This window comes from Microvirga sp. 2YAF29 (assembly GCF_052114605.1).
GTDB lineage: Bacteria > Pseudomonadota > Alphaproteobacteria > Rhizobiales > Beijerinckiaceae > Microvirga.
In genome coordinates, this window is sequence record NZ_JBFRFB010000002.1 from 94,029 (window position 1) to 113,405 (window position 19,377).

The 19,377-nt window shown below is 62.4% G+C and carries 23 protein-coding genes; 9 read left to right on the forward strand and 14 right to left on the reverse strand.

Annotation, left to right across the window (positions count from 1 at the left end):
- Window positions 1-78: 78 nt before the first annotated feature.
- Window positions 79-579 carry a YbjN domain-containing protein gene (locus tag AB4Y85_RS02740; protein ID WP_441983320.1) on the reverse strand — a complete coding sequence of 167 codons (501 nt, stop codon included), beginning with the start codon at window positions 577-579 and terminating at the stop codon, window positions 79-81.
- Between the two features lie 244 nt (window positions 580-823).
- Entirely contained in the window at window positions 824-1,087 is a 264-nt protein-coding gene (locus AB4Y85_RS02745; protein WP_441983321.1) for an accessory factor UbiK family protein, read from the reverse strand.
- Between the two features lie 136 nt (window positions 1,088-1,223).
- Here AB4Y85_RS02745 and lgt point away from each other — a divergent pair, with 136 nt between their 5' ends.
- The 3 genes from lgt to pgeF are packed head-to-tail and all read left to right on the forward strand — an operon-like array spanning window position 1,224 to window position 3,932.
- A complete protein-coding gene (lgt, locus tag AB4Y85_RS02750; RefSeq protein WP_441983322.1) occupies window positions 1,224-2,081 on the forward strand; it encodes a prolipoprotein diacylglyceryl transferase in 858 nt (285 codons plus the stop codon).
- Window positions 2,078-3,151: a class I SAM-dependent methyltransferase gene (locus AB4Y85_RS02755; RefSeq protein WP_441983323.1), complete on the forward strand. Its 1,074-nt coding sequence runs from the start codon at window positions 2,078-2,080 to the stop codon at window positions 3,149-3,151. The genes lgt and AB4Y85_RS02755 overlap by 4 nt, the downstream gene beginning before the upstream one ends.
- Window positions 3,152-3,164: 13 nt before the next feature.
- Window positions 3,165-3,932, forward strand: a complete 768-nt coding sequence (gene pgeF / locus AB4Y85_RS02760) for a peptidoglycan editing factor PgeF (RefSeq protein WP_441983324.1) — start codon at window positions 3,165-3,167, stop codon at window positions 3,930-3,932.
- Here the strand turns inward: pgeF and AB4Y85_RS02765 are convergent.
- Window positions 3,922-4,680 (reverse strand): SDR family oxidoreductase, encoded by a 759-nt coding sequence (locus tag AB4Y85_RS02765; protein ID WP_441983325.1) that lies wholly within the window; start codon window positions 4,678-4,680, stop codon window positions 3,922-3,924. The genes pgeF and AB4Y85_RS02765 overlap by 11 nt on opposite strands.
- A gap of 295 nt (window positions 4,681-4,975) precedes the next feature.
- Here AB4Y85_RS02765 and AB4Y85_RS02770 point away from each other — a divergent pair, with 295 nt between their 5' ends.
- Window positions 4,976-5,773 (forward strand): outer membrane protein, encoded by a 798-nt coding sequence (locus tag AB4Y85_RS02770; protein ID WP_441983326.1) that lies wholly within the window; start codon window positions 4,976-4,978, stop codon window positions 5,771-5,773.
- 112 nt (window positions 5,774-5,885) lie between these two features.
- On the opposite strand, the gene AB4Y85_RS02775 is transcribed toward AB4Y85_RS02770, so the two are convergent.
- The 10 genes from AB4Y85_RS02775 to uvrC form a co-directional block, all read right to left on the reverse strand.
- The gene (locus AB4Y85_RS02775) at window positions 5,886-6,491 is read right to left on the reverse strand and encodes a glutathione S-transferase family protein (RefSeq protein ID WP_441983327.1); all 606 of its coding nucleotides are present in this window, start codon (window positions 6,489-6,491) and stop codon (window positions 5,886-5,888) included.
- Between the two features lie 104 nt (window positions 6,492-6,595).
- Window positions 6,596-7,444 (reverse strand): 23S rRNA (adenine(2030)-N(6))-methyltransferase RlmJ, encoded by an 849-nt coding sequence (locus AB4Y85_RS02780; protein WP_441983328.1) that lies wholly within the window; start codon window positions 7,442-7,444, stop codon window positions 6,596-6,598.
- A 79-nt stretch (window positions 7,445-7,523) separates the two neighbouring features.
- The gene (locus AB4Y85_RS02785; protein WP_441983329.1) at window positions 7,524-8,186 is read right to left on the reverse strand and encodes a ribonuclease T2 family protein; all 663 of its coding nucleotides are present in this window, start codon (window positions 8,184-8,186) and stop codon (window positions 7,524-7,526) included.
- The gene (locus AB4Y85_RS02790; RefSeq protein WP_441983330.1) at window positions 8,183-8,635 is read right to left on the reverse strand and encodes a hypothetical protein; all 453 of its coding nucleotides are present in this window, start codon (window positions 8,633-8,635) and stop codon (window positions 8,183-8,185) included. The genes AB4Y85_RS02785 and AB4Y85_RS02790 overlap by 4 nt, the downstream gene beginning before the upstream one ends.
- An 82-nt stretch (window positions 8,636-8,717) precedes the next feature.
- The gene (locus AB4Y85_RS02795; RefSeq protein WP_441983331.1) at window positions 8,718-9,770 is read right to left on the reverse strand and encodes an extensin-like domain-containing protein; all 1,053 of its coding nucleotides are present in this window, start codon (window positions 9,768-9,770) and stop codon (window positions 8,718-8,720) included.
- A gap of 478 nt (window positions 9,771-10,248) precedes the next feature.
- Window positions 10,249-10,497, reverse strand: a complete 249-nt coding sequence (locus AB4Y85_RS02800; RefSeq protein ID WP_441983332.1) for a hypothetical protein — start codon at window positions 10,495-10,497, stop codon at window positions 10,249-10,251.
- Between the two features lie 81 nt (window positions 10,498-10,578).
- Entirely contained in the window at window positions 10,579-11,031 is a 453-nt protein-coding gene (locus AB4Y85_RS02805) for a molybdenum cofactor biosynthesis protein MoaE (protein ID WP_441983333.1), read from the reverse strand.
- A gap of 5 nt (window positions 11,032-11,036) precedes the next feature.
- On the reverse strand, window positions 11,037-11,288 hold the full coding sequence (gene moaD / locus AB4Y85_RS02810) for a molybdopterin converting factor subunit 1 (RefSeq protein ID WP_441983334.1): 252 nt from the start codon (window positions 11,286-11,288) through the stop codon (window positions 11,037-11,039).
- A 5-nt stretch (window positions 11,289-11,293) separates the two neighbouring features.
- Window positions 11,294-11,890, reverse strand: coding sequence for a CDP-diacylglycerol--glycerol-3-phosphate 3-phosphatidyltransferase (pgsA, locus tag AB4Y85_RS02815; RefSeq protein ID WP_441983335.1), 597 nt, complete (start codon window positions 11,888-11,890; stop codon window positions 11,294-11,296).
- Window positions 11,891-11,980: 90 nt separating this feature from the next.
- Window positions 11,981-13,987: an excinuclease ABC subunit UvrC gene (gene uvrC, locus AB4Y85_RS02820; protein WP_441983336.1), complete on the reverse strand. Its 2,007-nt coding sequence runs from the start codon at window positions 13,985-13,987 to the stop codon at window positions 11,981-11,983.
- 110 nt (window positions 13,988-14,097) lie between these two features.
- On the opposite strand from uvrC, the gene AB4Y85_RS02825 reads away from it, so the two are divergent.
- The 3 genes from AB4Y85_RS02825 to AB4Y85_RS02835 all read left to right on the forward strand — a co-directional run bounded on the left by AB4Y85_RS02825 (window position 14,098) and on the right by AB4Y85_RS02835 (window position 16,936).
- The gene (locus AB4Y85_RS02825) at window positions 14,098-15,258 is read left to right on the forward strand and encodes a benzoate/H(+) symporter BenE family transporter (RefSeq protein WP_441983337.1); all 1,161 of its coding nucleotides are present in this window, start codon (window positions 14,098-14,100) and stop codon (window positions 15,256-15,258) included.
- A gap of 80 nt (window positions 15,259-15,338) precedes the next feature.
- Entirely contained in the window at window positions 15,339-15,848 is a 510-nt protein-coding gene (locus AB4Y85_RS02830) for a hypothetical protein (protein WP_441983338.1), read from the forward strand.
- Window positions 15,849-16,003: 155 nt separating this feature from the next.
- Window positions 16,004-16,936, forward strand: a complete 933-nt coding sequence (locus tag AB4Y85_RS02835) for a ribose-phosphate pyrophosphokinase (protein WP_441983339.1) — start codon at window positions 16,004-16,006, stop codon at window positions 16,934-16,936.
- A gap of 51 nt (window positions 16,937-16,987) precedes the next feature.
- Here AB4Y85_RS02835 and AB4Y85_RS02840 read toward each other — a convergent pair whose 3' ends face one another.
- Complete coding sequence (locus AB4Y85_RS02840) at window positions 16,988-17,812, reverse strand: hypothetical protein (RefSeq protein WP_441983340.1); 825 nt, start codon at window positions 17,810-17,812, stop codon at window positions 16,988-16,990.
- A 222-nt stretch (window positions 17,813-18,034) separates the two neighbouring features.
- On the opposite strand from AB4Y85_RS02840, the gene AB4Y85_RS02845 reads away from it, so the two are divergent.
- Complete coding sequence (locus tag AB4Y85_RS02845; protein WP_441983341.1) at window positions 18,035-18,652, forward strand: 50S ribosomal protein L25/general stress protein Ctc; 618 nt, start codon at window positions 18,035-18,037, stop codon at window positions 18,650-18,652.
- Between the two features lie 89 nt (window positions 18,653-18,741).
- On the forward strand, window positions 18,742-19,359 hold the full coding sequence (gene pth, locus AB4Y85_RS02850; RefSeq protein WP_441983342.1) for an aminoacyl-tRNA hydrolase: 618 nt from the start codon (window positions 18,742-18,744) through the stop codon (window positions 19,357-19,359).
- Window positions 19,360-19,377 lie beyond the last annotated feature (18 nt).

A 19,377-nucleotide genomic window follows, 5' to 3' on the forward strand; every position in this document is an offset into this window, starting at 1 on the left:
AGCATGGATGAATTTGGGCCGCATCATCCATGCTCAGCCCTGCCCTGTCGAGGCGGAGCTTGGTTTTCCGACGGGCTTTTAAGCCTCGCCCTCGGTTTCGAACAGCACACTGTCGAGAGCCTCGCGGGCGGTCTTGCCGGCCCAGATTACGAACTGGAAGGCCTGGAAATAGCGTTCGCAGGCTTCCACCGCGACGCGCAGCATGGTCTCGCACTGTCCCTGTGTCGGGTCCGCGCCGCCTGCGAGCAGCAGGGAATGGCGGAACATGACCACGTTTTCCGTGCTCCAGAGATCGAAATGGCCGACCCAGAGCTGCTCGTTGATGTAGGAAATGAGCTGAAGAACTTCCTGCCGCCGCCGTTCGGGCACCTTCAGGTCGAAGGCGCAGGCCACGTGCAGGGCCTCCACATCCTCGATCCAGGTGAAGGCGATGTCGTAATCGGCCCAGCGTCCGGCAACTGAAATCGACATTTCGTCAATTTCCGCGCGGTCGAAGATCCAATGCCGGTGAGAAGCAATCCGCTCGACAACGTCTAGCGGATGTTCCAGGCGATCGATTTCGATGTGATGCTGAGACATGTCGATCCAAGAAGCTCGATTGCCCGGATATGGCAAACAGAAACAGGCAATATCGTTGCGTTAATCCAAGCTTTTTCTGAAAAGAGCTTCCCGAATACGTGAACGCACACGGGATTCTTGTCACTTCCGGCTCGAATCAGCTCATGAATCACAGTCTTAGATTTTAGCCCTGCTCACAATGCGCGATCCGGACCTGTCCACAACAGGAGGGTCACGTTGGAAGCAGGGCCGTATCCCGTCCAGATCAGGGGGTGGAAGTTCCGGCGAGCTTTTCCTCGAGTGCCTTGAGGCGGGCTTCCAGACGCTCATTCTCCTCGCGGGTGGCGATCACCATTTCGCGAAGCACCTCCACCTCCTCGCGGGTGGCGACATCCATGTCCTTGATCAGGCGCTCGAACTGGCTGCGGACAACGGTCTCGACCTCTCGGCGCACGCCCTGCGCGGCACCGGCAGCGTCCGTGGCGAAGCGGGCGAGTTCATCGAAAATCCGGTTCGAGGATTGGGTCATGTGTGCAGTCCGTACCATTTTCAGGAGCGCGAGGGCCCGGGTGAGCCAGATGTGATCTTAAATCCCGGAAACTGCAACAGGGTTGACGATCGGTCCCCGCCGGGTCCAATGGCAGGGCATTCATACAAGGCCCGACATGCCTCTTTCCTTCCCGATCCTCGACCCCGTCGCTTTCTCCATCGGTCCCTTCGCGATCCGCTGGTATGCCCTGGCCTATGTGGCGGGCCTGCTCGGCGGCTGGTTCTATGCCAAGCGTCTCGCGGCCAAGGCGGAGCTCTGGACGCCCCTGAGCCAGCCCAAACCTACGGATATCGACGATCTCATTGTCTGGGTGGCGCTGGGTGTCGTGCTGGGCGGGCGCGTGGGCTATGTGCTGTTCTATAACCTCCACACCTATCTGCAGAACCCGCTGGAAATGTTCGCCATCTGGCGCGGCGGCATGTCGTTCCATGGCGGCTTCCTGGGCGCGGTGCTCGCCATCGTGCTCTTTGCCCGCTCGCGGGGCCTCAATGCCCTGGCGATGCTGGACATGGCCGCCGTCGTGACCCCCATCGGCCTGTTCTTCGGGCGCATCGCCAATTTCATCAACGGCGAACTCTGGGGTCGGCCCGCGCCGAATTTTCCCTATGCGGTGGTCTTTCCCCATGCCGGTCCCGAACCGCGGCATCCGAGCCAGCTTTATGAAGCGTTCGGAGAGGGGCTCGTGCTCTTCATCATCATGGCCATCGCCGCGCGAAAATTCGGCTTCAAGCGGCCAGGCCTGCTCGGCGGCATCTTCGTGCTGGGCTACGCCATCGCGCGGATCGTCTGCGAGTTCTTCCGCGAGCCCGATGCGCAGCTCGGCTTCCTCTTCGGCTCCTCGATCCAGGCCTTGAGCGGCGGCATCACTATGGGGATGGTGCTCTCCGTGCCCATGGCCCTCGTCGGCGCGGCGGTGATCTTCATAGCAGTGCGAGGCTATACCCGGCCCGCAAAGACCATCGAGGCGGCATGAGGAATCTTACGGATCATGTGCGCGAGCTGATCGCCCTCGAGGGGCCGATCACGGTCGAGCGCTACATGAGCCTGTGCCTCCAGCATTACTACGCAACACGCGACCCATTGGGCTCCTCCGGCGATTTCACAACGTCGCCCGAGATCAGCCAGATGTTCGGAGAGCTGATCGGCCTCTGGATGCTGGAAGTCTGGAACGGAATGGGACGTCCCTCCCCCGTGCATCTTGTCGAGCTGGGTCCTGGGCGCGGCACGCTCATGGCGGATCTGCTGCGTGCCACCCGGCTCCTGCCGGATTTCGCGGGTGCCGCGCAGGTGCATCTCTTGGAGACGAGCCCGTCCCTGAGGCAGCGCCAGCAGGCCACCCTCGCCTCCTCGGGCCATGCCATTCAGTGGCACGAGAATGTGGATGACCTGCCCGAAGGCCCGACGCTGATCGTCGCCAACGAGTTCTTCGACGCGCTGCCCGTGCGCCAGTTCCTCGCGACGGATCGCGGCTGGTGCGAGCGCTTGGTAGGGCTTGAAGGCGACCGCCTGATCTTCGGCCTGCGCCCCGAGCCTGAAACCGCTCTCGGCAATCCTCTGCGCCAGGACGACGTCCTCGAATGGCCAAGCGCATCCATCGACATCTTGCAGGCTCTATCGCGCAAACTCGCCCGCGATACGGGCGCGGCGCTCATCATCGATTACGGCTATTGGGGCCCAGCCTTCGGCGACACGTTGCAGGCGCTCAAAGATCACAAGCCCGTCGATCCGCTTGACGAGCCTGGTGAGGCCGACCTCACCACCCATGTGGATTTTCATCGCCTCGCACAGGCGGCAGCAACGGAGGCGCTGCGCGTTCATGGCCCGAGCATGCAGGGCGACTTCCTGCAGGCTCTCGGCATCGAAGCGCGCGCATCGTCCCTCAAGACACGCGCAACGCTTGAACAGGCATCCGGCATTGACAGTGCGCTTACCCGCCTCACCGAACGCGGCGCGACGGGCATGGGTGAGCTGTTTAAGGTTTTAGCCGTTACACATGAATCAATCGAGGCTGTTCCGGGCCTGCCGTATCTTTCCGTATCCTGAAGTTTCAAAAGCCATGTTCATCGAAGCCCCCGCCCTCATCGGTCTTCCCAAAATCCGCCACGCCTTTTTCACGCGGCAGGGCGGCGTGTCGGAGGGCATCTATGCTTCGCTCAACGGCGGCATCGGCTCGTCGGACGAGGCGGAGCATGTGAAGGAAAATCGCCGGCGCATGGCGGAAGCCGTCGGCGTTAAGCCCGATGCGCTGATCAGCGTGTACCAGGTGCATTCACCCGATGCCGTGCTGGTGAAAGGTCCGTGGAGTTCCGAGCGCCCCAAGGCCGATGCCATGGTAACGAGAACGCCGGGCATCGCGCTCGCCATCACTACAGCCGATTGCGGGCCGGTGCTGTTCGCCGATCATGAGGCGGGCGTCATCGGCGCTACTCATGCGGGCTGGCGCGGCGCGGTAACGGGTGTTCTTGAATCAACCCTCGATGCGATGGAGCGGCTTGACGCACAGCGCAGCCGCATCGTCGCGGTGCTGGGCCCGACGATCAGCCAGAAAGCTTATGAGGTCGGCCCTGAATTCGTCGCGCGTTTTGCGGAAGAAGCGCCCGGACATGAGCTCTTCTTCCGGCCTTCCGACAAGCCGGATCACGCCATGTTCGACCTGCCCGGCTTCATCGGGGCGCGGTTGAGGGCTGCCGGCGTTGGCAGCTTCACCAATCTCGATCTCTGCACCTATTCCGATGAGGAGCGGTTTTTCAGCTATCGCCGCACCACCCATCGCAAGGAGCCCGATTACGGGCGCCTGATCTCGGCGATCACACTCACTCCTTGATGCCCGCCACGTCCGGCGTCTCCCAGGCCAGATGCTGCCCGCCATCGACGGCAATCATCTGACCCGTGACGCTGCGCGCATTGGCGAGATAGACGACCGCCTCCGCGATCTCCTTAGGTGTGCCGCCATGGCCGAGAAGAACGGCGTTCGCCTGCTTGGCAAAATCCTCATCGCCCTGACGCTCGTTAGACAGCGTCGGCCCCGGCCCGATGGCATTGACGCGGATGCGTGGCGCAAGGGCCTGGGCCATGGTCTGCGTTGCGGTGAACAGGGCCGCCTTCGTGAGTGTGTAGGAGAAAAATTGCGGCGTGAGCTTCCAGACGCGCTGATCGACGATGTTGACGATGGAGCCCTCGAGATCGGGAGGAAGCTGTCGCGCGAAGTCTCGCGCCAGGAAAGCCGGCGCGCGCAGATTGACGGCGAAATGCCGGTCCCAGCGCTCGGTTGAAAGTGTCTCTACCTCATCCGGCTCGAACTCCGACGCGTTGTTGACGAGAAGCGTCAACGGACCTCCCAGCGCGCGCACGGCATCGTCGACGATCCGGTCGACATCCGGCGCATGGGCGAGATCGGCCTGCACAACGACCGCCTTGCCGCCCTTCGTGCGGATGCCGGCCGCGATCTCTTCGGCGGCATCCGTGGACCGGCGGCAGTGAATCGCCACCGCGTATCCTTCGCGGGCCAGGCGCTCGATAATACCGCGTCCAATTCTCTTTGCACCGCCTGTAACAAGAGTACTTTTGTGCATATATTCGCCCTTTGAACTGTAATCACGTATCGTAGACGAAGTACTCTGCCAAGAAAAAGACATTTTCTCGCCTGTCGATCTGAACTAACTGTCTAGTTCTACGTTAGAGTCCCCAGCGAGGCCACAAGGGGAAACAAGTAAGCATCGCCACATTACCGCCACAGTACCTTTCGGTGCTGTGTTCGTGATGTCACAGACCTCGACAGGTTGTCGCTCTATAAACAGATAGTGCCCAGCGTAATCCAGGACCTCCCGTGGACCAGGCGGGTACGACATCGATAAGGAAAGAGAAACTATGAAGAAGATTCTCCTCGCCAGCGTTGCCCTGTTCGGCTTCGCGGGAGCTGCTTCGGCTGCCGACCTGCCCATGCGCGCAGCTCCTCCGGCTCCGATCATTGCGGCTGCCCCGATCTTCACCTGGACCGGCTTCTACGTCGGTGTGAACGCTGGCTACGGCTGGCACAATGACGACAGCAACGCCTCGATCGGCGTTCCGGCTGGCGCTGTTGGCGTCGGCTCGCCCGCTGGCACCATCACCTTCGGCGACAGCGAAGGCGACGGCTTCGTCGGCGGCGGTCAGATCGGTTACAACTACCAGACGGGTTCGTTCGTGGTCGGTGTCGAAACCGACATTCAGTGGGCTGACCTCGGTGGTAGCAACGGCACGGCCTTCTACCCGGCTGCTTGGGATGCCTATGCATTCCGTCCGGCTGGCGTTGCAGGCGGCGTTGATTGGTTCGGCACCGTCCGCGCTCGCGCCGGTGTGGCCTTCGACCGCGCCCTCATCTACGCAACAGGCGGTTTCGCTTACGGCGGCGGTGACGACAACAACGACTTCTTCAGCAACAGCGACGACGTCCGTACGGGTTGGGTCCTGGGTGCAGGCATGGAATACGCCTTCACCAACAACCTGACGGCCGGCATCGAAGGTCTGTGGGTGAACCTCGACAACGACAAGACCACGTTTGTCGGCAGCTCTGTGCCGGCCTTCGCCGCTGACCGTCGTGCAGTCGATGCGCCCGGCATCCGCGACAGCGAGAGCGAGTTCTTCGTCGCTCGCGCCAAGCTGAACTACAAGTTCAGCTCGTACTAAGATCCGTCGTTCTGCGACAGATGAAAGGCCCGGGGAAACCCGGGCCTTTTTGTTGTTCACTTGTGCAGCGAGTGAAGCCCCAAAAGTGGTGTCCGCTTTCGGGTTCGTTCTTCTACGGGGTAACCTTCGTCTTTGCGAAGGCGGGAACGCGCGCTTCGAAATCGGCGAGCCAGGAGACGAGCTTCGGATAGCTCTCCCGCCACTTGCCCGCGAAGCGCAGGTCGAGATAACCGAGCGCGCAGGCGAGCGCGATTTCGCCAATGGTCAGGGATTCGGAGGGTGACGACAGGTTGGCTTCGGCATGATCGAGTCCGCGCTGAACCTTGCCGGCGTGATGCTCCACCCATTTTGCGTCGCGGCGCTCTTCCGTGCGCCAGCGCTCTTCATAAACCTGGAGAAGCGCCGCATCGGCGATGCCGTCGGCGAGCGCCTGGTTGCGCAGGGCCAAGAAGCGCTTCTCGCCGTTCGGGATGATCTTCCCGCCGCCGGCCAGATGGTCGAGATATTCCACGATCACGCGGGAATCGTAGAGCACGTCGCCGTTCTCCAGCACCAGCGTGGGAATTTTGCCGAGGGGATTCTGCTGGCGCAGCGTGTCCTCCGGGTTGTTGGTGTCCGCATTAACGACCTGGATTTTATCGGAGAGACCGAGAAGAGACGCCGCGATCTTGACCTTCCGGCCAAAAGGCGAGGCGGGCGACGAACGGAGAATGAGCATAGAGAATCCTGTCTTGGGCCAGATGCGAGCAACAGAGCGCACTCGCACCGCGATAAAGCGACGGCGCAATTCTTGGACCCTTATGCGGAACGCGGCAATTGGATTTATGCAGGAGGCCCGAAGGCTTCACAGCGATAAGCACCGTCGCCCGAGCGCGACAGACGCTCAGCCAGCGCCGGCAGCAGTGTTTCGGCCTCCTCACGTAGAGACCAGGGCGGATTGAGAACGAATAATCCGCTGCCGTTGAGGCGCGTCGGATCTCGCGGATCGTCCACGAGGAGCTCGAGGCGAAGACCGGGGCGCGTGCTCTGCTCGTGCAGCCTGGCAGCGACCGCATCGACGGCGCCCACATCCTTGATCGGATACCAGCCCGCATACACGCCCGTCGGCCATTTTTTGAGAGCCGTCAGCAACTCGGTGCCGAGCCGCTCCAGCTCGCCCGTTTTCTCGTAAGGCGGGTCGATCAGCACGAGCCCGCGCTTCTCCTTCGGCGGGATCAGGGCATGAAGCGCCGTCCATCCGTCGAGATGCATCACCTTCAGGTTTGAAACCTCGTTGTAGGCCTCGCTCAGCGCCTCATGATCGGCAGGATGCAGTTCAACGAAAACGCCACGATCCTGCCGCCGCAAGAGTTCGCGCACGATACCCGGAGAGCCGGGATAGATCATCTCGCCATGGCGCGCGCGCACCTCGGCGATCACGGCGCGATAAGGAGCGAGGATTTCCTCGACTTCGGGAGAAAAAGGCTCCTCCAGCCGGCCGATACCCTCGACCCATTCACCCGTCCGCTCGGCCTCGTCGGCGGTGAGATCGTAGAGCCCGATGCCCGCATGCGTGTCGATGACGCGCAAGGGCGTTTCCTTGCGTTGGAGATAGACGAGGATCCGCACCAGAAGAGCGTGTTTCATGACGTCGGCGAAATTGCCGGCGTGGAAGGCATGACGGTAATTCATAGACATGTCCTAGCACATCGTGCAGCCACAAGTGTCAGGCCCACGATGCACTACTCAAATAATAGATCTATCCGCTTCACTAACGGACGGCTGGGATCTGGAGTTCGCCTCCACGGCAGCCGGTTCGATCCACCTCGGGACATTGCCTGAAGTTTCGCAGGTCCTTGTCGAGGCAGATCCGCACCTCCTGGAAGATGCGCCGCCCGCAGGAAACCGCGATCATGTTAGGCCGTAGCCCTGGATTAACGCTCATGAAGGCCTGCTCGATCTCGCTCGGCAGGACCTTGGACCGGGCACTGAGCGCCTTGAAGCTCTCGGGAACGCGCACGCGCTCACGGGCGCGCTGCACCGCCTTGAAGTAGCCGCCCGGACTTTCGCCGGTGCAGGTGCCGTGCTTGCGCCACTGATAGCGGGCGAGGTTATCGTCGGGGTAGAGCCCCTTCACCTCATCGAGGGTCGTGCTTGGAACGAACCGTCCATTCGGAGCGCAGAAGCTGGGATAGCCCTGCTCCATTTGGGGCCACAGGCCATGCACCACGAAACCGAGCCCACTTCCCTGGTCACATTGCGGGCTCTGCCTGCCGCTGATTTCACAGAAACCGGGCGACCAGGAAAGGGCGAGCACATAGAAGTCGAATTGCCCCATGGGCGCGCCCCTCGCCTCGCGCAGGGGTTGCGCCGCAAGAGACGAGGTCAGGAAAAGGACGGCGCCTGCGAAAGAGAGGCACCATTTAAGGATCAAGGCAGAGCCTGCTTGCAATGGGGAGCGTAGGCGTAATTGCGGTCGAAGCCGTCGATGCAATAATCGGCACCCCAGCCGATGCCGATAAAGCCCATGTCCTCACCGATGGAGAAGTTGACCCGGCGTTTGAAGCCGTCGGACACGATGACCGTGCCGGAGCAGTAGCGGCGCGGGATATAGTCGAGGCCCCACGGACGGAAGGCCACTTCCTGGACCCGCTCGAAGCCGATGATCCTGACGTTGGTATTCCAGAACTTGGCTTCCTTGTGCTCGAAATTATGCGAGATGTTGCCAAGCACGGAAGGGTCGGCACAAGCCGGCAGGTTCGCGTTGTAGCGGTCGAACGACAGCTCGGAAGCCGTCTCGCGCCGCTCAGCGGGCGTAATCTCGCGCGCAAGCGCGGGGACGCTCAACAGCATGCAAGAGAGGATCGCCGCCAGCCACTTCATTCTACTGCTCCAACAGGTCGAAAGACTTTGTTACACCGACCATGTGGGGAGGAATGAGGAAGGTCAAGGCTCCGCTTGCGGATTAATAGGCGGCGTGTCTGTTCAGCACCATTGGCTCCCCAGCGGAAGAGCGCATCGGGCGGGGCGGGGCATAGGTCTGTTGTGGTGCATAACCCTGCCGTGGCGCCTGTAGCTCATAGCCGGGCGGCGGAGGCGGCACATAGACATCAGGGGCCGCATTGCTCGAATAGCTTGGAGCCGCAGGGTAGCGCGGCGCAGCGGGTGGCATCGGGGCGGACACGACGGGAGGAGCCATCGGGGCACCCATGGGCGCCCCCTGTTCATAAGGGACGGCGCCGCCCTCATCCGCCACATCCTGCTCCATATCACCGGCAGGGATGTCGCCGGCGGCGTTCACGCTTTGCATGACCTGGCGGCTCTGCTCGGGATCGATTCGCGGCTCGAACTTGAGGATCGGCTTGCAGACGCGGCGCTGGCCGCGCGGATCGTGCCGAGCCAAGTCCAGATGCAGGTGGTCGTAATGGAAAGCGTCCGACCCCGGACCGAGCACCGTCGTGAAATAGCGGCAGGCGCCGACAAAGGCCTCGCGCAGGAAGTCCTGCTCGGCGGGAGCGCCCTTCCAGCCCTTCACGACGGAGACCTCGCGGCCATCGGCCAGGACAAAGCCCATCACGTCGAGGGCGTTGCCGAAGGAATGCTCGGAGAGCTTGGCGCCCCGACGGTTGTTGCGCGGACGGCAGGAATAGGAGCCCGCTTTGATATCCACCACAGGCACGCCGAAATACATCACGGCGGCGGGCTTCACGATCTCGTCGAGCCAGGTGTCGATGCTCGGGATGATCGGACAGGCCAGGGTCACCTTGGACTTCAGGCTGACTTCGCCGTTGCTGAAGGCCGAAACCTTGAAGGCGTGGTCCATGCCGCACACGCCGGGACCGTCAATTTTTCCGGACATGGCCATATAGGCCGATGGCTGCACCAGTTTCTGGGCAAGGCAGGCTTCTTCCGCCTGCGCGCGCCAAGGCTCGCGCTGCTCGAAACGAAACAGCCCGCAACCGGTAACCCCAAGCCCAATGAGCGAAAGGGCGAAAAACGCAACTAACCCACGACGCATGAGCCGAGATTACCCGGCCCGAGGTAAACATCCCGTCAACGGGATCGCCCGATTCGGGAAGCAATCTCGTTTCAATCAGTTTGCGAGCAGCAAAATGGAACAGCCCGAAACAAATATTCTATGGGGTGCCTCAAAATATTTCGAGAGGCATGGTCACTCCCCTTCCCGGCCAAAAACAAGAGGTTAAGCGTCTGTTAACCATTAAGCCTGTCTGCGGCACGCGGTCCACAGCCTAGCTGGGCCTTTTCAGGTTCCATCGGCTCTGCTAGTGTTCCCCTCTATTCAGATAGGAAGATCCTAAATGAACCTGACGTCTCATCTAGACTGGACCGAGAAGCTCAATATCGCCGCGGTCTGCGTGTCTTTTTCATTCATTTGCGCGATCGTCGTCGGCCTCCTTTAAGGCCGCAGAAGAGCCCTCGAGGGCCATTCACCCGAGATTCTTTTTCCAAGAACGCTGCCCAACCGGCAGCGTTTTTCATGATTCCGGGCACGGTGTTGGCCTGATCCGCCAGGACATCACGTTCAGCTCCATGGAGCATTGGGCAATCCGCGGCCCATCCGTGGTTTGCAGGCAGGCCTCCTCCCCTTCCTCGAAGATCCTGCCAGCAGCCCGGCAATAGCAATCGGGAAGCGTGTGAGCCTGGGCAGGCTCAGGCATGGGCATGCCTTGGGCCGGCGCCGGCGCTGCGATCATCAGGACAAGAACGACAACGATGCTGTGCATGACGCACCTCTCGCTTGCCATATCCAGCATCATGCTCCGCCTACCTTGCGGCGGGATCAAGACGGGTCGTGCAAGCCAGGTTCAGCGCCAGCGTTCCATGGCATCGTCGTCAGTGGATTTCGCCTCCACCCAGGCACCCACCGTGCCGTCCTTCAGATGTTCCCGCTTCCAGAACGGGGCGTGGGTCTTGAGATAATCCATCAGGTAATCGGCGGCCTCGAAGGCGGCGCGGCGATGGGCGCTCGCGGCAAGAACGAGCACGATGGGCTCTCCCGGACGGATCAGCCCATAGCGATGGATGATCGTGAGCCCAATGAGAGGCCAACGCCCTTCCGCCTCCCCGGCGAGGCGCGACAACTCAGCCTCGGCCATGCCAGGATAATGCTCGAGTTCGAGGGCTGACAACCGCCCTCCTTCGTCCCGGCAGAAGCCGGTGAAGGCGACGGAGGCGCCGACATCAGCGGAAGTTTCGGCAAGAGCCGCCGTCTCCGCCGCAATGTCGAAGTTCTCGGCCTGAATCCTGATCCGGCGCATGATGCCTAGCCGCCGGTCATAGGCGGGAAGAAGGCGATTTCCCGCGCGTCGGCAATGGGGGCATCGGGCCTGGCGTGTTCGTGGTCGACGGCGGCGCGAACGACGTCTTCGTTCTCGAAGGCGTATTCGTACTCCTCGCCCCGGCCTTTCAGCCAGCGCACCAGATCGGCGATGGTAGCAACGTTCTCCGGTGGGCTGACCTCCTCGTCCGTCCTGCCGACCCGCTCACGCACCCAGGCAAAATAGACGAGCTTCATCGCCCTCACCCTTCGTCCACGAGGTGCTGAATGCCGGTCTTGAGATAATCCCAGCCCGTATAGAGCGTGAGAAGCGCCGAGATCCAGAGCAGGACGAGTCCGATCTGGGTATTGCCCGGCAACACCGTATCGCCTGCCGGGCCCGCGATGAGGAAGCCGAGGGAAAGCAGCTGGAACGTCGTCTTCCACTTGGCGACCCGGCTCACCGGCACGCTCACCTTCAGCTCGGCCAGGAACTCGCGCAGGCCCGAGACCAGGATCTCGCGGCACAGGATCACGATAGCGGCCCACAGGTCCCACCCCTGAATGGTATCGGTCGCGACCAGCATGAGCAGGCAGGCAGCCACCAGCAGCTTATCGGCGATGGGATCGAGCATGCGCCCGAGCGCTGAGCCCTGCGCATAAGTGCGGGCCACATAGCCGTCGAGATAATCGGTGATGGCGGCGATGGCGAAAACGGCGAGCGCGAACCAGCGCGACCAATGGTCCTCCGGCCAGTACAGAAGGCCGACCACGGCCGGGACTGCCACCAGCCGCAGGTAGGTCAACAGGTTGGCGAGATTGAAAGCCTTCGACCGGCGCATGGTGGGGGCTGTGCTCATAGGACAGGCAGGAAGCATGTCTCGGGTTGGTCCGTCAACCGGAATGCCCTCCACATTGCCGTTATCCGCCGCGCCATGCCAGCCCCGCCCCTAGCCGCGATCATGAAAGAAATCGTAGACCGCGCGGGCCGTGGCGGCATTGACCCCGGGCGCCTTCATCAGATCCTCCAGGGCTGCCCGCTGGATCGCCTTGACGGTTCCGAAATGATGGAGGAGCGCCCGCTTGCGGGTGGGGCCGATACCGGCAATCTCGTCGAGCGGGTTCTTTACCAGCTCGCGCTTGCGCTTGGCCCTGTGCGCGCCGATGGCGAAGCGGTGGGCCTCGTCCCGCAGGCGCTGCACGAAGTAGAGCGCCGGATCGCGCGGCGGCATCTTGAAGGGCGGCTGCCCGGGCTTGAAGAAGGTCTCGCGACCCGCATCGCGGTCACGCCCCTTGGCGATGCCGACGAGGGTGACATCGTCTTCGCTCACGCCGACCTCCGACAATGCCTGGCGCGCGGCCTCCAGCTGCCCCTTGCCGCCGTCGATGAGGACGAGATCGGGCCAGGCGGGGAAGGAATCGTCCCTGCCTGCCAAAGCCTCCCCATCGGCCGCCCTCGGTTCCTCCTTCACGAGCCGCGCGAAACGCCGCTGGAGCATTTCACGCATCATGCCGTAATCGTCGCCGGGCTTCAGGTCCTCGGACTTCATGTTGAAGGTCCGGTAATGCTGCTTCATGAAGCCGTTCGCACCCGACACCACCATGGCACCCACCGCATTGGTGCCCATGATGTGCGAGTTGTCGTAAACCTCAACGCGCCGAGGCGCTTTCGCCATACCGAAGGCCTGGCCCAGCGACAGGAGAAGCTTCTGCTGCGAAGCCGTATCCGCCAGCCGCCGCCCGAGCGCTTCCTTTGCGTTGCGCAACACATACTCGATGAGCTGACGCCGCTCGCCGCGCTGCGGGGCATGGATTTCCACGCGCGCCTCTGCCCGGGTCGAAAGCGCCGCTGCCATCAGCTCCGCATCCTCGATCTCGTGCGAAAGCAGGATGAGGCGCGGTGCAGGCTTGTCGTCGTAAAACTGTGCGATGAAGGACCCCAGAACCTCCTCCCGCGACATGGATTTGTCGGCCTTCGGGAAGTACGCCCGGTTGCCCCAGTTCTGCCAATTGCGGAAGAAGAACACCTCCACGCAGAACTGCCCGGCCTGCTCGTCGAGCGCGAACACATCGGCCTCTTCCACCGATTGCGTGTTGATGCCTTGCACGCCCTGAATCGCGGAGAGCGCGGCCAGCCTGTCGCGGCACCGCGCGGCGCGCTCGAATTCCAGATCCTCGGCCGCCTGCTGCATCTCGTCCGTAATGCGCTGCTTCACGGCGTTCGACTTGCCTGCCAGGAACGCGCGAGCCTCGGAAACGAGTCCGGCATATTCCTCGTTCGAAATCTCCTTCGTGCATGGACCGGAGCAGCGCTTGATCTGAAACAGCAGGCAGGGACGCGTGCGGTTTTCGAAATAGCTATCGTTGCACGAGCGTAAGAGAAACGCGCGCTGCAAGGCATTGATGGTGCGATTCACCGCCCACACGCTGGCGAAGGGGCCGTAGTAATCCCCTTTTCGCTTGCGCGAACCGCGATGCTTCACGAGCTGCGGTGCATCGTGATCGCCGGTGAGTAGGATGTAGGGAAGCGACTTGTCGTCCCGCAGCAGCACGTTGTAGCGGGGCTTCAGTTGCTTGATGAGGTTGGCCTCGAGCAGCAGCGCCTCGGTCTCCGTCGCCGTCGTGACGAATTCCATCGAGGTCGTCTCGCCGATCATGCGGGCGATGCGGTTGGAATGCGCCTGACCGCGTGCATAGGAGCCGACGCGGCTCTTCAGGCTCTTGGCCTTGCCCACATAGAGCACGTCACCCTTCGTATCGAGCATGCGATAAACGCCGGGCGCATTGGGCAGCGTCGTCCAGAAACGCTTGATGACCTCGGTTCCGCGCTGGACCAGGCTGGGGTTGGCCTCCAGGTCGAACTCGACATCCGAGCCGCTCTCGACGGCTAGGGTCTCATCGTCTTCTTCGGTGTCCAGAATGTCTGGTGGGACGTCGTTGGTGGGATTGCGACTCATGGGGGAGATTTAAGCCTTCCGGAGTCGTCAGGGAAGTGCACCGGACGAACTGGCGCGGATCGCCATGATAGTCTAAACGGCTAAGCTCCGAACACGGGAAAGCCGGACCCATGCGCCTGTCGATCATCACGTCCGCCGTTGTCGCGGCCCTGGTGGGCTTTGGCAGTACGATCGCCATCATCATCGCAGCGGCTCAGGCTGTCGGCGCCGATGCGGCGCAGACATCGTCCTGGGTGGCGGCCCTGTGCCTGTCCATGGCGGCGACGGCGGGATATCTGAGCGTTCGCTACCGCATGCCGGTCGTAACCGCCTGGTCGACGCCGGGCGCGGCGCTGATCGCGGCCTCCAGCGGCATCTCCATTCATGCGGCGGTCGGCTCCTTCCTGCTCGCGGGCGGGCTCATCATGCTCGCCGCCTTCATCAAGCCCTTCGGCCGCCTGATCGAGCGCATCCCCGCCTCGATTGCCGCCGCGATGCTGGCGGGCGTCCTCATCCGCTTCGTCATGGCCGTGTTCGAAAGCGCACAGGCCGCGCCCGGTCTCGTGCTGCCGCTCGTGGGCATCTTTCTCGTCGTGCGTCTGTTCAACCCGGCCCTCGCGGTTCTGGCCGTGCTGTTCGTGGGTCTCGGCATCGCCTTCGGCGGCGGGTTGGCGAAGCCCCTCGCCTCGGACCTGAGCCTGTCGACGCTCACGTTCATTGCACCAGCTTTCGAGCCCGCCGCCCTCCTTGGCCTCGGCCTCCCGCTCTTCCTGGTGACCATGGCGTCCCAGAACCTGCCGGGCTTCGCGGTTCTGCGCGCCTCGGGCTATACGCCGCCCTCCCGCCCGATCCTCGCCGTGACAGGCTTCGCCTCCGTGGTCACGGCCTTCTTCGGCGCTCACACAAGCAACCTCGCTGCGATCTCGGCCGCGATCTGCACCGGGCCGGATACCCACCCGGATCCCACGAAGCGCTGGATGGTCGGGCCGTTCTATGCCTTGAGCTACCTGATCTTCGCGGCCTTCAGCGCGGCTTTGATCGGGCTTATCGCAGCATTGCCGCCCGAACTCATCCGGACCGTGGCGGGCCTTGCCTTGATGGGAGCCTTCGCAGGGGCGCTGGGCTCGGCCCTGTCCGATGAGGGCCGGCGATTCCCGACCGTGCTGACGCTCGCCGTCACCGCCTCGGGCCTCACGCTCTTCGGCATAGGCTCCGCCTTCTGGGGTTTGGCCGCCGGCCTCCTTGCTCTTGGCCTCGATGCACTGATCCTTCAGCTGCGTAAGCGCGGCTGATCTGGCAAGCGTGGCCGATCTGGACTGCGGACCCTGTTACGGTTAAGACTTCGTTACCGATAACAAGAACGGATGCCTTGATGGCCGGGACAAAGGGTTGGGGGCGGCTTGCCGCAACTGCAATGATGGTTTCGCTTGGAGCCTGCCAGGGCTCGGTCAGCAGCTCGCCCGAAGGCGTGCCCGTTGCCCTCGAGAGCATCGACGGCGCCCCCGCCAAGGTCCAGACGGCGCTGATCGACGAATTGTCGAATGCAGCCACCGACCGCAAGGTGGAGCTCGTGGGCTCCAGCGCTCAGGCCCGCTACCGTGTGCGGGGTTACATCTCTACCGAGACAGCCGATGGCGAAACCAAGGTCGCCTATGTGTGGGATGTGTTCGACGCCCAGAAGCGCCGGGCCAAGCGCCTTGCCGGATCGAGCCCGGTGAGCATTGGCTCCGGCTCGATTTCCTCCATCGACAAGGAAACCCTTTCCAAGCTGGCAGCTGCAAGCATGGACGAGATCGCCGAGTTCCTGGCAGCCTCCAAATCCGAAAATCCGTTCCAGACGGCGGAAGCCTCGGATGACGAAACACCTGTTGCCGTGCAGTGACTGCATAGGCCTTAGTCGATATTGCCGCACATCGCGGCACTGACTCATATTGTGACGGTTTCGTATCGCTGCTAAGACCCATCCGCCTGGCCGCGCAGATGTTTTACTATTGCGTCACGGGCTCCACAGGTCACTCAAAGCTAGAAGTTGCTTGCATGAAGCTCGTTGCGGGAAACTCCAACCGTCCCCTGGCCGAGGCCATCGCCTCCTACCTCAATGTTCCGCTCGCCAAGGCGCAGGTGAAGCGCTTCGCGGACATGGAGGTGTTCGTCGAAATCCAGGAGAATGTGCGCGGCGAAGATGTGTTCATCATCCAGTCGACTTCGTTCCCCACGAACGATCACCTGATGGAACTGCTCATCATCACCGACGCCCTGCGCCGCTCCTCGGCCAGGCGCATCACGGCGGTAATTCCCTATTTCGGGTATGCTCGGCAGGACCGGCGTGCCTCCGGCCGCACCCCGATCTCGGCCAAGCTCGTCTCCAATCTGATCACACATGCCGGCGTCGACCGCGTGCTGACGCTGGACCTCCACGCTGGCCAGATCCAGGGCTTCTTTGACATCCCAACAGATAACCTTTTCGCGGCCCCCATCTTGGCTCGCGACATCAAGGAGCACCTCGCCGGCGGCAACCGCATGGTGGTTTCGCCCGACGTCGGCGGCGTGGTGCGCGCCCGCGCGCTCGCCAAGCGCATCGACGCCCAGCTCGCCATCGTGGACAAGCGCCGTGAGCGTCCGGGCGAGTCGGAAGTCATGAACATCATCGGCGACGTATCCGGACGCTCCTGCATCCTGGTGGACGACATCGTGGATTCCGGCGGCACGCTGGTGAATGCCGCCGACGCCCTCCTCGCTCAGGGCGCGAAGGAGGTCTATGCCTATATCACCCACGGCGTGCTCTCGGGCGGCGCGGTGGCCCGCATCGCCGGCTCCAAGCTGAAGGAACTCGTGATCACCGACTCGATCATGCCGACCGAAGCCGTGAAGGTGGCCCACAACATTCGCGTCATCAGCATCGCCCCGCTCATGGGCGAGGCCATCGGCCGTACGGCGACGGAAAGCTCGGTGTCGAGCCTGTTCGACTAAAAGCGATGCCGATCTCCATGAGGGCCGGGCAGCGAAAGCTCCCGGCCTTTTTTATGTCTGCCGCAAACGGCTCCGCAGGATGAGCCATGGCGTCGGCACCGCACGCCACTCCCAGACAGTCAGGAGCTGGTCGAGATGCCCAAGCTGATGCAGCCAGTCCGGCAGGTCCGGAACGATGGTCTCGGCCTGCTTGACCTCGATCTCGTGCGTGTCCCGGAACCGCTCGGTGAGCATGGGCAGGGTGCGCTCCCGGCCGGGATGCACCTCGACAACCATATCGAGCCATGAATAGTCGGCCTGAATCGGATCGAGCAGCTCGAACTCTGCTCCTTCGCAATCTATGACCAGAAGCGCCCGAGGCTCATGGCCAAAGTGGCTCTTCAACTCGGCACGAACGCCCTGGAGATCGCCCGGTGTGAATGTCTCCCGAAGATCGATCTGCCCTTCCACCGCGTTGAGGCGCGACAGCTCCGCGCACATTTGCCTGGCGCGGGGATCGATATCCCAGGCCAGGACCGGAGTGCCAGGTAGGAGGCGGGCGCAGCCGATGGCATAATACCCTTCGGCACAGCCGACATTGAGAACAGCATCGTAGCCTTGCTCCGGCAGGCTCTCAAAAAACGGCTGGAGGCAGGCTTCATAGGTGCCCATGAGCTTGGCGGTGACCCCACCTTCTGAGGGCTGCGCCAGATAGGTCATGCCGGCGAACGGCCCTTTCTGCACGACACTCCCATGACGTTGGACCATGGTATTGCCAAGAAGCTGGGAACGCCATTTAGCAAGCGCACGAAGGGTCTGTTCGAGCTTCTGCCGATCATCCAGGGACGAGGACAGGATCTTCTCGACCCGGTCGAGGGCAGCACGATCCAGGCTCATGAGGGCACCTTAAATGTCATAATGTGTCTTTGTCGGCTTTTAGCCCTTTCCGGGCCGTTACCAAAGTGTTGTCAAAATAGGTCTTTGAGGCTATAAGCCGCCTCGCGCCCGCTCGACACCCTTGGAGGCACGGGCGCGGACCTCATGGCCGCCGATAGATTTCCTTAATAGGAAGCCTTGGCGGCCATCGGTTTTATAACTCCCATTTTAAGGACCACGACCATGAGCGAAATTAAGCAAATCAAGGCCGTGGCGCGCGACCGGAGCGGCAAGGGGGCCGCCCGGGCTGTTCGTCGCCAAGGCCAAGTTCCAGCTGTTATCTACGGTGCCGGTCAGCCGGCCCAGTCGATTGCCCTCGACTTCAATCAGACCAAGCAGCTGATCTTCGCCGGCCACTTCCTGACCACAATCTTCGAGATCGACGTTGACGGTAAGTCCGTTCGCGTCATTCCGCGCGATTACCAGCTCGATCCGGTGCGCGACTTCCCGGTCCACATCGACTTCTTGCGCGTTTCCAAGGGCCAGACCATCAAGGTCGTGGTTCCGGTGCACGTGGTCGGCCAGGAGAAGTGCCCGGGCGTGAAGCGCGGCGGCACGGTCCAGATCGTCGAGCACTCGGTTGAACTCGCGGTTTCGCCCGACGCGATCCCGGACTTCATCGAAGCGTCGGTGGAAGGCCTCGATATTGGCTCCTCGGTTCACCTGAACGACATCAAGCTGCCGAAGGGCGCCAAGGCAACCTCCACGGAGAATGCCACCCTCGTCACCGTCGTGGCCCCGACTGGCCTGACGGAAGAAGACACTGTGGCCGCTCCGGCTGCTGAAGGCACCGCTGCCTAATCGGCTTTGATCGGGCGTTTCAAGCCCATTGATCGGCTTCAACGCTCCGACCGCAAGGCCGGAGCGTTTCATTATGAGAATGCCTTGCAATGCGCCTTTTCGTCGGCCTTGGTAATCCCGGTTCGCGCTACGCCAGAAACCGTCACAATATCGGTTTCATGGCCGTGGACGAGATTGCACGCGTGCACAACGCGGGCCCTTGGCGTAAGCGGTTTCAAGGCGAGGCTGCCGATGTCGTCATCGGCGGTGAGAAGATTTTGCTCCTCAAGCCGCAGACCTTCATGAACCTGTCCGGCCAGTCTGTGGGAGAAGCGCAGAACTTCTTCAAGATCGGCTTAAGCGACGTGACGGTTTTCTACGACGAGCTCGATCTGCCGCCGGCCAAGCTGCGCGTGAAGATCGGCGGCGGCAATGCGGGCCATAACGGCCTGCGCTCGATTTCTGCCCATTGCGGCAACGATTACCGCCGGGTCCGCCTCGGCATCGGTCACCCGGGCCACAAGCCCCTGGTGCAGCACCATGTGCTGGGCGATTTCGGCAAAAGCGAGGAGGCATGGGTCGAGGACCTGTGCCGCATCATCGCGGACAACGCTTCCCTGCTCGCCAAGGGCGAGGATGGAAGCTTTCAGAACAAGGTCCACCTCGCCATGGAGGCGAGAGGTTGGACGGATGTGAAGCGGCCCGGCGAAAAGGCCGCCGAGAAATAGGACTTCAGCCGGCGCTTG

Bases quoted from the DNA above. Each gene is read 5' to 3' on its own strand.
- pgeF (WP_441983324.1), top strand. From the start codon at position 3,165: ATGTTCATCGAAGCCCCCGCCCTCATCGGTCTTCCCAAAATCCGCCAC.
- AB4Y85_RS02835 (WP_441983339.1), top strand. From the start codon at position 16,004: ATGAAGCTCGTTGCGGGAAACTCCAACCGTCCCCTGGCCGAGGCCATC.
- AB4Y85_RS02830 (WP_441983338.1), top strand. From the start codon at position 15,339: ATGGCCGGGACAAAGGGTTGGGGGCGGCTTGCCGCAACTGCAATGATG.
- AB4Y85_RS02745 (WP_441983321.1), bottom strand. From the start codon at position 1,087: ATGACCCAATCCTCGAACCGGATTTTCGATGAACTCGCCCGCTTCGCC.
- AB4Y85_RS02805 (WP_441983333.1), bottom strand. From the start codon at position 11,031: ATGCGCCGGATCAGGATTCAGGCCGAGAACTTCGACATTGCGGCGGAG.
- AB4Y85_RS02775 (WP_441983327.1), bottom strand. From the start codon at position 6,491: ATGCTCATTCTCCGTTCGTCGCCCGCCTCGCCTTTTGGCCGGAAGGTC.
- AB4Y85_RS02840 (WP_441983340.1), bottom strand. From the start codon at position 17,812: ATGAGCCTGGATCGTGCTGCCCTCGACCGGGTCGAGAAGATCCTGTCC.
- AB4Y85_RS02800 (WP_441983332.1), bottom strand. From the start codon at position 10,497: ATGCACAGCATCGTTGTCGTTCTTGTCCTGATGATCGCAGCGCCGGCG.
- lgt (WP_441983322.1), top strand. From the start codon at position 1,224: ATGCCTCTTTCCTTCCCGATCCTCGACCCCGTCGCTTTCTCCATCGGT.
- AB4Y85_RS02795 (WP_441983331.1), bottom strand. From the start codon at position 9,770: ATGCGTCGTGGGTTAGTTGCGTTTTTCGCCCTTTCGCTCATTGGGCTT.
- AB4Y85_RS02825 (WP_441983337.1), top strand. From the start codon at position 14,098: ATGCGCCTGTCGATCATCACGTCCGCCGTTGTCGCGGCCCTGGTGGGC.
- AB4Y85_RS02740 (WP_441983320.1), bottom strand. From the start codon at position 579: ATGTCTCAGCATCACATCGAAATCGATCGCCTGGAACATCCGCTAGAC.
- AB4Y85_RS02770 (WP_441983326.1), top strand. From the start codon at position 4,976: ATGAAGAAGATTCTCCTCGCCAGCGTTGCCCTGTTCGGCTTCGCGGGA.
- AB4Y85_RS02765 (WP_441983325.1), bottom strand. From the start codon at position 4,680: ATGCACAAAAGTACTCTTGTTACAGGCGGTGCAAAGAGAATTGGACGC.
- AB4Y85_RS02790 (WP_441983330.1), bottom strand. From the start codon at position 8,635: ATGAAGTGGCTGGCGGCGATCCTCTCTTGCATGCTGTTGAGCGTCCCC.
- AB4Y85_RS02845 (WP_441983341.1), top strand. From the start codon at position 18,035: ATGAGCGAAATTAAGCAAATCAAGGCCGTGGCGCGCGACCGGAGCGGC.
- AB4Y85_RS02780 (WP_441983328.1), bottom strand. From the start codon at position 7,444: ATGAATTACCGTCATGCCTTCCACGCCGGCAATTTCGCCGACGTCATG.
- moaD (WP_441983334.1), bottom strand. From the start codon at position 11,288: ATGAAGCTCGTCTATTTTGCCTGGGTGCGTGAGCGGGTCGGCAGGACG.
- pth (WP_441983342.1), top strand. From the start codon at position 18,742: ATGCGCCTTTTCGTCGGCCTTGGTAATCCCGGTTCGCGCTACGCCAGA.
- AB4Y85_RS02755 (WP_441983323.1), top strand. From the start codon at position 2,078: ATGAGGAATCTTACGGATCATGTGCGCGAGCTGATCGCCCTCGAGGGG.
- pgsA (WP_441983335.1), bottom strand. From the start codon at position 11,890: ATGAGCACAGCCCCCACCATGCGCCGGTCGAAGGCTTTCAATCTCGCC.
- uvrC (WP_441983336.1), bottom strand. From the start codon at position 13,987: ATGAGTCGCAATCCCACCAACGACGTCCCACCAGACATTCTGGACACC.